Annotated in this window: 11 protein-coding genes and 1 pseudogene; 5 read left to right on the top strand and 7 right to left on the bottom strand. The window is 66.7% G+C overall.

The features are described from left to right. Nucleotides 1-9 precede the first annotated feature (9 nt). Entirely contained in the window at nucleotides 10-996 is a 987-nt protein-coding gene (locus tag A9X05_RS00140; RefSeq protein ID WP_067760441.1) for a helix-turn-helix domain-containing protein, read from the bottom strand. Between the two features lie 323 nt (nucleotides 997-1,319). Here A9X05_RS00140 and A9X05_RS00145 point away from each other — a divergent pair, with 323 nt between their 5' ends. Beyond that, nucleotides 1,320-2,237: an alpha/beta fold hydrolase gene (locus tag A9X05_RS00145; RefSeq protein WP_067760442.1), complete on the top strand. Its 918-nt coding sequence runs from the start codon at nucleotides 1,320-1,322 to the stop codon at nucleotides 2,235-2,237. Next, nucleotides 2,234-2,524, top strand: a complete 291-nt coding sequence (locus A9X05_RS00150; protein ID WP_067760444.1) for a putative quinol monooxygenase — start codon at nucleotides 2,234-2,236, stop codon at nucleotides 2,522-2,524. Before A9X05_RS00145 ends, A9X05_RS00150 begins: the two co-directional genes overlap by 4 nt. A 30-nt stretch (nucleotides 2,525-2,554) precedes the next feature. Here the strand turns inward: A9X05_RS00150 and A9X05_RS00155 are convergent, their stop codons facing one another. The 5 genes from A9X05_RS00155 to A9X05_RS00175 all read right to left on the bottom strand — a co-directional run bounded on the left by A9X05_RS00155 (nucleotide 2,555) and on the right by A9X05_RS00175 (nucleotide 7,048). Then, a complete protein-coding gene (locus tag A9X05_RS00155) occupies nucleotides 2,555-3,013 on the bottom strand; it encodes a cupin domain-containing protein (protein ID WP_067760446.1) in 459 nt (152 codons plus the stop codon). A gap of 147 nt (nucleotides 3,014-3,160) precedes the next feature. Continuing rightward, nucleotides 3,161-4,813 (bottom strand): acyl-CoA synthetase, encoded by a 1,653-nt coding sequence (locus A9X05_RS00160; protein ID WP_067760448.1) that lies wholly within the window; start codon nucleotides 4,811-4,813, stop codon nucleotides 3,161-3,163. 8 nt (nucleotides 4,814-4,821) lie between these two features. Then, complete coding sequence (locus A9X05_RS00165; protein WP_067760586.1) at nucleotides 4,822-5,442, bottom strand: PaaI family thioesterase; 621 nt, start codon at nucleotides 5,440-5,442, stop codon at nucleotides 4,822-4,824. Then, a complete protein-coding gene (locus A9X05_RS00170; RefSeq protein WP_067760450.1) occupies nucleotides 5,439-6,059 on the bottom strand; it encodes a cysteine hydrolase in 621 nt (206 codons plus the stop codon). The genes A9X05_RS00165 and A9X05_RS00170 overlap by 4 nt, the downstream gene beginning before the upstream one ends. Further along, on the bottom strand, nucleotides 6,056-7,048 hold the full coding sequence (locus A9X05_RS00175; protein WP_067760452.1) for a Rieske 2Fe-2S domain-containing protein: 993 nt from the start codon (nucleotides 7,046-7,048) through the stop codon (nucleotides 6,056-6,058). Before A9X05_RS00175 ends, A9X05_RS00170 begins: the two co-directional genes overlap by 4 nt. A gap of 149 nt (nucleotides 7,049-7,197) precedes the next feature. On the opposite strand from A9X05_RS00175, the gene A9X05_RS00180 reads away from it, so the two are divergent. From A9X05_RS00180 to A9X05_RS00190, 3 genes are read left to right on the top strand one after another with little or no spacing between them, the layout of a single operon-like run. Further along, nucleotides 7,198-8,316: a PHB depolymerase family esterase gene (locus A9X05_RS00180; RefSeq protein ID WP_067760454.1), complete on the top strand. Its 1,119-nt coding sequence runs from the start codon at nucleotides 7,198-7,200 to the stop codon at nucleotides 8,314-8,316. Then, nucleotides 8,316-8,696: a nuclear transport factor 2 family protein gene (locus A9X05_RS00185; protein WP_067760456.1), complete on the top strand. Its 381-nt coding sequence runs from the start codon at nucleotides 8,316-8,318 to the stop codon at nucleotides 8,694-8,696. The genes A9X05_RS00180 and A9X05_RS00185 overlap by 1 nt, the downstream gene beginning before the upstream one ends. Continuing rightward, nucleotides 8,693-9,736: a TIGR03857 family LLM class F420-dependent oxidoreductase gene (locus A9X05_RS00190; RefSeq protein WP_067760458.1), complete on the top strand. Its 1,044-nt coding sequence runs from the start codon at nucleotides 8,693-8,695 to the stop codon at nucleotides 9,734-9,736. The genes A9X05_RS00185 and A9X05_RS00190 overlap by 4 nt, the downstream gene beginning before the upstream one ends. A 73-nt stretch (nucleotides 9,737-9,809) precedes the next feature. Here the strand turns inward: A9X05_RS00190 and A9X05_RS00195 are convergent. After that, a pseudogene (locus A9X05_RS00195) lies at nucleotides 9,810-10,056 on the bottom strand (acetyl-CoA carboxylase carboxyltransferase subunit); the annotation flags it as partial.

The following is a 10,056-nucleotide window of genomic DNA, read 5'->3' on the forward strand; positions in this document are numbered from 1 at the left end:
CTGGCGCGGTCACCGCCTGCGTGCCGGCGCTGAGACGGAGTTTTCTTCTGCCACACCGCAGTAAGGGTCCCGCGGGGACAGTCCGTATGCGGCGCGGAAGGCGCGGCTGAAACTCGACATGTCGGAGAATCCGTGCCGGCGCGCGACACTGGCGATGGTCACCGTCGCGTCGCTCCGGCCCAGCTCGTGGCGCGCGGCTTCCAACCGCCGGGTACGGATGTACTCGGCCAGGCTGATGTTGGCGTCGGCGCACGTTTTGTACAGATGCCGCACCGAGACGAAGTGTGCCGCGGCGATGCGTTCGGCGTTGAGCTCCGGATCACGCAGATGTCGAGACACGTAGTCCAGAATCCGGACGACCAGCGTGTTGGCGAGGGGTTCGGCCGCGCGCTCTGCATAGCCCAACTGGGTCGTGATCACCGCGCGAAGCAGTTCGATGCTCGGGTGCGCGACGAGATCGCCGTTGACCGCGGTGAACAGGCTCGGATCGGCGGCCACACGCCGGAGGTGATCGAAGGTCAACGTGGCCAGCGGATGCTCAGGGATAAGCGGCACGGCGCACGCTTTGCGGATCAGTTCAGTCGGCAAAGCGAGCGCGGAGTGGGGGATCTGGAAGAACTCCCCGCCCATGCCCTCGGCGTTGAGCAGTGTGTAGGGGGCGCTGGAGTCGTACAGCGCCATCGCACCGGGGTGCAGAACCGCCTCCCTGTCCTCCTGCACCACCATCGCGGTACCGGCGAGCTGCAGATTGACGAAGACCGTGGGCTCGGCGCCATCGCGCGCCAGCGCTGGTGTCCGGACCACCCTGTTGGCGGTCGTCTCTCCGACACAGACGGTCAGGTCACCGAGCGGAGTGACCAGCCCATGAGCGGTCGCGCCCGGGCCGTCTTCCACCCAATGCCACTCGACGGACACCATGGCCGCGCCCATGGCCCAATGCATGTAATCGGAGCGTTCCACCGGGTCGACGGCGTCGGTATCGAGGACGATGGCCATGGGGAAGACTTCCTTTCACCTGGCAGGTGAGCGCTCCCGTTGCGTGATCGCAATCCTAAAACCGGACCCGCGAGGCCGCCAAGCGTCGGGCCAGGCGCCGTCGCACGCGTCGCCCGCCGCGGTGTCCCCGGCATTCCGCTAACACGGAATGCCGCTCCTCGGAGCCCGTGGCCCGATGGTGTTCGGCGTGCCGTCGAGGAGAACTGGTCAATCACCGATCGATTCCAGCCAGGAGCGATTAACCAAACGCGAGCGCTTCTACCATCGCCTTCAAGAGTCCGGAAGGCCTCCGTAGCAGCCTTCTACCGTGGAGGGGGACAGCGATGCCCACGTTCAACCACAACATGTTCGACCACGCGGATGTCCGGATCCATTACGTGACCGTGGGCACCCCGCCGAGTCACGGTGGCGACGATCGGGCCTTGGTGCTGCTGCACGGCTGGCCCCAAACCTGGTGGGAATGGCGCCATGTCATGGGGCCCTTGCACGAGGACGGCTGGTTTGTCGTCGCTCCCGACTACCGAGGCGCCGGGGGGTCATCCAAGCCCGCCGGCGGTTACGACAAACAAACCATGGCAGGCGACATCAAGGCCCTGCTCGACCATCTCGGTGTGCAGCAGCCCATCACCTTGGTAGGCCACGACCTCGGGCTGATGGTCGCCTACGCCTACGCCTGCCTGTACTCGACCGGCGTCGAACGTCTTGTGCTCATGGAGGCGCCGATCCCGGGGACCAATGCGTATGAGAGCGTGGCCACCACCAACTACAGCTCAAATAGACTCTGGCACTTTCACCTACACGGCGCGGCCGACAACGTCGCCGAGACTCTGATCGCTGGCAGCGAATTCCCTTATCTACGTTCGTTCTACCAGCGCCTGAGCGCCAATCCCGACGCGATCTCGATATCGGACGCGCAGCGGTACGTGGCTGACTACACGGCCCCCGGAGCCATGCGTGCGGGCCTTGAACTGTTCCGCGCCTTCGAGCAGGACGCGTCCGACAACCGACGCATTCTGGCGGAGCAGGGCAAGCTCACGCTGCCAGTTCTCGGACTCGGCGGGACCGCGAGCTTCTTCGTACCGATCGCCGAGGCCATGCTCTCGGAGGTCGCCGACAACGTCACGGTCCGGCCAATCCAAGATTCGGGACACTGGATCGCCGAGGAACAACCCGAGACGCTCCTGTCGTGCCTGCGCGAATTCATCGAGACAACCGGCGGTACGAAGGGACGCGCGGCATGATCATCTTGAATGTCTTCTTCGACGTGGCGCAAGCGCACGAAGCCGAGTTTCTGAAGCTGTTGAACCACATGGTGGTCGAGTCCAACAAGGAAGACGGCTGCAGCCTGTATCAACTGTGGCGCAACGCCCATGATCCTTACAGCTACGTCCTCGTCGAACATTGGGCCTCGCAAGAGAGCCTTAACGCCCATGGCAAGACGTCACATTGGATCGACTTCAACGACACCGTCAACGGATACTTGAAGTCCGATTACGAGGAACACCACTACACCGAGATCCCGCGCTGAGCCCTGGGCCGCGAGCGCGGGTGGAGACCGCTACAGCGCATACAGCGCCGGCAGATTGACGACGATCGCCTCCTGGCTGCTGCGGGCAATGACCAACTCCGCCGGCGTGTTTGGATCGGGGTTCTCCTCACGGTGGGGCAGATGTGGGGGTACGAAGACGTAATCGCCGGGATCGGTCCGGACCCGAACCTCGCGCTCCCCGTCGAAGAACACAAACTCCGGATGGCCGCTGCGGACGTAGATCATCGTCTCGGAATCACCGTGGTGGTGGTTGGCCGAGGCGCTGCCCGGCGACGCCAAGGTTTCTCCCATCCACAGCTTCTCGCTACCCACCGTGGATCCACTCAACGCGGCGAAGCGCTGCATGCCGTCCGTCTGCGCTGTGGTGCCATCAAGTTCGGTTGACTTGACGTGGCGGACGCGATTGCGCGGTACATGCTGCTGGGCATTGGGGGTGAAGTCGGGATGAAAACCGTCGGGGCCGGTCATGCAGTCGAGCGTAGACCTCCGGAGCGGTTCAACAATCGCTCCGCCCGGGACGAATTCGAGACAATCAGCGATCAAATCAGGTCATTGTCAACGCATTTGCGGTGGAGACCGCGACGGACGGCGCCAAGCGGCGGTCGACCTTCGCTGTCAGCCGTTCACCGCCTGCTCGCGCGCCCACCGGTAATCCGCCTTGCCCGACGGGCTGCGCTCGATTGCCGCCCGGAACACGATCGCCTTGGGCAGCTTGTAGCGGGCCAGCGATTGCCCGGCGTGGGCGACCAACTCCTCGGCGTCCGCATGAGCGCCCTCGGCCAGCGCGACGACGGCGACGACCTCCTGCCCCCACCGCTCGCTGGGCCGTCCGGCGACGACCACGTCGGCCACCGCGGGGTGCGACGCGATCGCGGTCTCGACCTCCTCGACGAAGATCTTCTCACCGCCGGAGTTGATCGTCACCGAATCGCGGCCCAGCAGCTCGATCTTGCCATCGGCTTGGTGACGGGCCCGGTCGCCGGGAATCGCGTATCGCACTCCGTCGATGACCGGAAATGTCTTGGCGGTCTTGGCGGCATCGCCCTTGTAGCCCAGTGGGACGTAACCGCGTTGCGCCAGCCAGCCCATGCCGTCGTGGCCGGGCGCCAGGATGGTGGCCAAATCCTCGGCCGCCACGAACGTGTCCGGTCCGGCGTTGAAAGTGCCCGTAGACACCGCCCCGGAAGTGGACATGTGGTGCATCTGCGCGCCGGTTTCGGAGGACCCGACACCGTCGACCACGATGGCGTTCGGCAGGACTTCGATCAACCGTTGCTTGACGAACGGGGTGAGCAACGCGCCCCCATTGGCCACCACGGCCAGCGACGACACGTCGGCGATCCCCTTCTCGATGGCGGCGACCAACGGGCGGGCCATCGCGTCACCGACCACCGTCACCACGCTCACGCGCTCGCGCTCGATGGTGCGGACCACCTCGTCGGCGTCGAGACGATCGACGACCGAGGGGAAGACGACAGACTGCCCGGTGGTGATGGCCGTCATCACGCTCCACTGGGCCGCGCCGTGCATCAGCGGGGGCAGGATCATCAACTTGGTGCCGGGGCCCGCCAGCACGCCGGCCGCGATCTCCTCGACGGACCCGAACGGCTCGCCGGTCATCAGGTTGCGGCCGCCGAAAGAGGTCATGAAGATGTCGTGCTGGCGCCACAGCACGCCCTTGGGCATTCCCGTCGTCCCGCCGGTGTACAGGACGTAGAGGTCGTCCGGTGAATTCTGCACCGGTGGCGGTTCGGGTGCGCAGGACGCGAGGGCGCTCTCGTAATCCACTGCGCCGTAAATCAAGTCGTTGCCGGAGTCGTCGGCGATCTGAATCAGAACCCGCAGCTGCGGGAGGTCCGGCAGGATTTCGGCCACCCGTGGCGCGAACGCGGCATGGTAGATCAGCGCGGTCGCCCCCGAATCCGCCAACAGATACTGCAGCTCGCTCTTGACGTATCGGAAGTTGACGTTGAACGGGGCGACTCTGGCCTGGAAGGAGCCCAGCAACGCCTCGACGAATTCGTTTCCGTTGTAGGCGTAGATGCCGAGGAGGTCCTGGCCGGTCTCGTGGCCCGGCAGGCCGGCGCGTTCGGTGTGGCACCCGAGCCCGCGGGAATGCAGGTAAGCGGCGAGGCGGTGGGACCGCTCGATCACCTGTGAATAGCTGTACCGCCGTTCACCCTGAATCAGCAGCTCCCGGTCGGGAATCGCGGCCGCAACGGCCGCCGCGACGGCGGGGACGGTGAATTGTGTTGCTGTGTCGGACATCAGGCCTCTCATGGCTGGTGGGGGAGGAGGCGGACCATCAGGCCGTTGGCCTCGGTGAGCAGCGTGCCATCAGCGGCCGTCATCGTAGCGGAGATGAAGATCTTCCTGCCCTCGATGTCGGTGATGCTGCCGTGGGCGCTCAGCGGCTCGTCGATCGGCGTGATGTTTCGGTAGTCGACATGCAGGTACGCGGTCCGGGTGGGGGGAGTGCCGGCGGTGGAGACCACCATCCCGAACAGCCAGTCGTAGAACAGCGGGATCATGCCGCCGTGCACGGCGTTGTTTCCGCCGACATGCGCGCGGGTGAAGTGGCCCGCCATCGTGACGCCATCCGGACCGGATTCTGAGATCGTCCAGGGTGGCAAGAGCGGGTGGCCGAGGCCGGGGAGTTCGATGACGCGGCCCGCCGGCGCCATGCCTTCGGGCACCTGGTGGCCGTCCAGCAGGGCGCAGGCGTCTTCGACGAGCCGGGCCGCGGCGGTCCATGCCGCGGCGTCCGGGTTGCTGGCGAGGGTCAGATCCTGCAGGCGGCGCGTCGCGGCGACGAATCGGCCCAGCCCGGGGGGCGCGTGTTCGGCCGGCTTGATGTCGGGGAATCCGCCGCGAACCCCGGGTGCGGTGTCGGTCATCGCCGCGTCCACACGCTGAGCAACTCGTCGGTGGTGGTGATGGTCGCGAGCAGCGACAGTGTGTTGGCGATGATGGCCTCTCCGTATTCGGTGGGTATGCCGGCAACGGCGTCCCGGGGAACGATGACGCGATAGGCGGCATTGACCGCGTCCATCACGACGTTGGGGATGGCGATGTTCAGCGACACCCCGACGACGACGATGGTCGACACCCCGAGATTCCGCAGGATCGCGTCCAGGTCGGTGCCGCCCATCGGCCCGACGCCGTGCCAGCGGCTGAGCACCAGATCGCTTGGCTCCGGCCCTAATTCGGGTAACACGGCCGCCCCCGGGGTGCCCGGGGCGATGTCGACCTGGCCGTGCCCCATGGCGAAAATCTTGGCGTTGTGGTTGGAGCCCAGCCCGTCGGGGCGTCGTTGCACCAGGCAGTGCACGACGCGTACCCCGGCCGCCCGGGCCGCCGGCAGCAGCCGGACGATATTGGGCAGCGCGACCCGGCGTGCCTCCTGCGCCAGCATCGCCAAACCGGCGTCGGGGCCGATGACCGCCCCCTGGCACTCCTGCGTGACGATCGCGGTGCGCGCGGGCGCCGCGATGTCGGCGAGTTTCGGTGTCATGCCGGCACTTCGTAGAACTGTCTGGCCCATTTCCGCAGTGCCATATACCCTTTCGCGTCGGCCTTGGACAACGCCGGGTTCTCCACGTACTTCTGGTAGCGCCAGATCTGCAGATCGTCGAACACGGTGGACAGGAACTGCTTTTTGATGATGTCGCGCAGCTTGCCCTGCGGTACGTCGGCGGTGTCGCCGGGGACCCGTGGCCACCAGATCGAGTAGAACAGGTCCGAACACTCGTCGTCGACCGGCGTGCAGGTGAAGATCAGCCGATGGTTCTGCGCCCCCTCGAAGACGCTGATCGCCCCGCCCAGGCCGAACAGGTGGCTGTGGAACCGCAGCGCCAGGTCGTCGGGGTCGTCGCTGCGCGCGTCGGGCCACCCGGCCACGAACTGCCACTCGTGATCCACGATCTTCCAGTCCAGCACCCTCGGGGTCACCGTGGCGTGGTGCACGTATTCGAAATGGGCGCTGTCGGGGGCGTTCTCCGCGACGATCTGCGGATGCACCGGTTCGCGCTCGGTGCGCCGGGAGAACTCCGGATACGCGCGGTAGTAGGCCGCCGGGTCGGTCTCGAACTGCGGAAATTTTCCGAAGATGTCCGGCATCTCCCACTGCGGCTCCTTGCCGTCGGGCTGGTGCCAGATGAACACGCAGTCGTGTTGCTCGCACACCGGGTACACCCGCAGCCGCAGGGCGCGGTTTGGGCGGTCCGGTTGGTAGGGGATGTACCGGTTGGTGCCGTCCGGACCCCAGCGCCAGCCGTGGAAGGGACACTCGACGCAGTCGCCGAGCACCTTGCCGCCGTGGCCGATGTGGGCGCCGAGGTGTTTGCAGTGCCCTTCGAGGACATGCAGCTCGCCGGATTCGTCGCGGTAGGCGACCAGGTCCTCACCGAAGTACTTCAGCGGCCGCACCTCGCCGACGGGGAACTCGGGGGACCACCCGACCATGAACCACCCGGTGACCTTCCAGGTGAAGGGGACTTTCACGCTGCAGCCTCCGATTGCCTGATACTAAGTCCGTTACAGTATAGATTTCAGCAGTCCGGTCCGTGCACGGCAAGGAGTGAAGTGACTGAAGCGGCTGACATCCGGGTCGACGTCGTCGTCATCGGCGCCGGCGTCTCCGACCGCACGCCATGTCGAAGGTGACGCGCGGACTGGGGCTCGCCAAGGAGGCGACCCGCGAGCTCGGCATGCTGCTACCCCGGACGGTGGCCGGCCTGAACGAATCGACCGGCTGGGCTCCGGTGTCGCCGCGAGGCGTGCGGCAGTTCGGCGAGGTCATGTTGGACGAGCTTGTGCTGAGCGGCTTTTCACTACTCGGCGGCGGCCCGGCGGCGATGCGGCCGCTGTCCGGCTGCACGGCGGCGGCCGAGGAGTTGTCGGCCCTGGGCATCGACCGTGCGCACGGGGAACCGGTGCCGCTGCGCGCAACCTCCGTGCGGCGGCGACGCGTCGGTAATTTGGCCTACGAGCGGCTGGCGTTCGAGCACGATCCGGCGTTGCCGCCAACGTTGCAGGCCGAAGGCCTGGGCGGGCCGGCCAGGGCGGTGGTGCACCTGTGCCGGCACGCTGATGGCCCAAGACCGTGGCTCATCTGGGTGCACGGCGCCGGTCAGGGTGGCACGGAAGACCTGCTGTTGACCCGCATCGGCCGGATACATCGCCAATTGGGTTTCAACGTCGCATTGCCGGTGCAGCCCGGTCACGGCTGCCGGCGCCGGGAATGGCCCGCGTACCCCGACATGGACCCCCTGGGCAACGTCGCCGGCATGATGCGCTCGGTGTCGGAGATCCGAGCGCTGGTGCGCTGGGCACAACCGCAGGCGAGCGCCGTTGTGGTGGCCGGTGTTTCGATGGGCACTCCGGTCGCGGCGCTGGTGTCGCACCTGGAGAGGCAGGTCGACGCGGTGGCGCTGTATACGCCGATCCTGGGGCTGAACGCGATGATCGCGCGGCACTTGGGGCGCTGGGGGTCGTCGCGGGACGAATTCCGCGACCTGCTGGCCTCTCCGGAGGTGGCGAAGCTGACCTCGGTGATCGACCCGTTGCGGGTGGATCCGGCACCGCCGCCGCATCGCCGGCTCATCGTCGGCGCGTGGCACGACCGGATGGCGATGCGCGATCCCACGGTCGAATTGCAGGAGCGCTGGGGTGGCCGGCTGTACTGGTATGACGGCAGCCACGTCGGGCACATCTTCTCCCGGCGGGTGCAGAAGGTGACCGAGGGGTTCCTGCGCGAGGTGGCCGGCTGATGGGGGCTCCGCGCTCGGCACGTGAGGTGGTCGAGCTCTACAACCTGGTCGTCTGGAACGAGCAGAACCTGACCCTGGCCGAAGAACTGTTCGCCGACAAGGTGATTCGGCACGGGGTGGGTGAGGCGCACACACTCACCCGCGAACAGGCGGTCAGCCGGGTGAGGGACGTCTGGGCGATGTTCGACACGTTGCGCTTCGATCTGAACGTCGTCGCCGCCGGCGACGACGGCCAGCACGTGGCCATCGTCTACGACTCGTCGATGACTACCAAGGACGGCACCATAACCAACGTCGCCAGCATCGAGGTGTTCCGCGTCGTCGACGGAAAGATCACCGAGGTCTGGAATTGCGGCTACCAGCAAGGAGTTTGGAGTTGAATGAGCGCACTCTCGATGAGTTGGGCTACTACCTGCTGGCGGGTGCCGGCGGAGAGGGGCCGGCGACGCTGATCGACGAGGCCCGCCGCGGCGAGGAGCTCGGCTTCGGCACCGCGTTCATCTCCGAACGCTGGAACGTCAAAGAGGCGTCATCCCTGACGGGGGCCGCGTGCGCCGTGACGACCCGGATGCAGATCGCCACCGCGGCAACCAATCACAACACCCGCCACCCGCTGATCACCGGGTCGTGGGCCACCACCATGCACCGGCTCTCCGGCGGGCGCTTCACGCTGGGGATCGGCCGGGGCATCGCGGCGATCTATGGGGCCTTCGGCATACCGGCGGTCACGACCGCGCAGATGGAGGACTGGGCCCAGGTCATGCGCCGCCTGTGGCATGGCGAACTGATCTTCAACCACGACGGACCGATGGGCAAGTACCCGATCCTGTTCCTCGACCCTGACTTCAACGAGGACATCCGGTTGGCGCTGGTGGCTTTCGGGCCCAACACCCTCGACCTCGGGGGCCGGGTGTTCGACGACGTCATCCTGCACACCTACTTCACGCCCGAGACGCTGCAACGCTGCGTCAAGACCGTCAAGTCCGCGGCGGAGAAGGCCGGCCGCGATCCGGACAGCGTGCGGGTGTGGTCGTGCTTCGCCACGGTGGGTGATCACCTGCCCGAGGAGCTGCGGCTCAAGAAGACTGTCGCGCGTCTGGCCACCTATCTGCAGGGCTACGGCGACCTGATGGTGCGGACGAACGAGTGGGATCCGGCTGTGCTGCAACGCTTCCGGGAAGACCCCGTGGTGACGTCGATCGCGGGCGGGATCGACCACAAGGCCACGGCCGAGCAGATCGAGCACATCGCGACGCTGATCCCGGACGAATGGCTGGAGCCGTCGGCCACCGGTTCGGCCCGGCAATGCGCGGACCGTGTTCGCAAGGAATTCGACTACGGGGCCGACGCGGTGATCATGCACGGCGCCACGCCGGAGGAGCTCGAGCCTGTCGTCAGCGCGTACCGGGCGGTGGATTAGCTCCGCGAGGGTGCGCAGTTGTACGCCGATTGCGGCGTGTCGCCGTACCAACACGCACGCTCGCGACAGAACCTCAGGGCAGGATGACGGTCCGGCTGACCGGCTCCGCCGCGGCCTGTCGGCTGGACAGCCCGCGAAGCAGTGCACCGAGTAGGGCATCACGGGTCTCGCGGGGATCGATGAGTTCGTCGAATCCCAGATGTTCGGCCGAGCGATACGACGCCTGCAACTCGGCGTCACGCAGCTTCGCGGTGATGTCCTCGCCGGCATGGGTCGCCCGGCCCAGCGCGGCCGCGCTCATCGCGCCCATGGTCGCCCCG

It is taken from the genome of Mycobacterium sp. E3298 (assembly GCF_001666895.1).
GTDB lineage: Bacteria > Actinomycetota > Actinomycetes > Mycobacteriales > Mycobacteriaceae > Mycobacterium.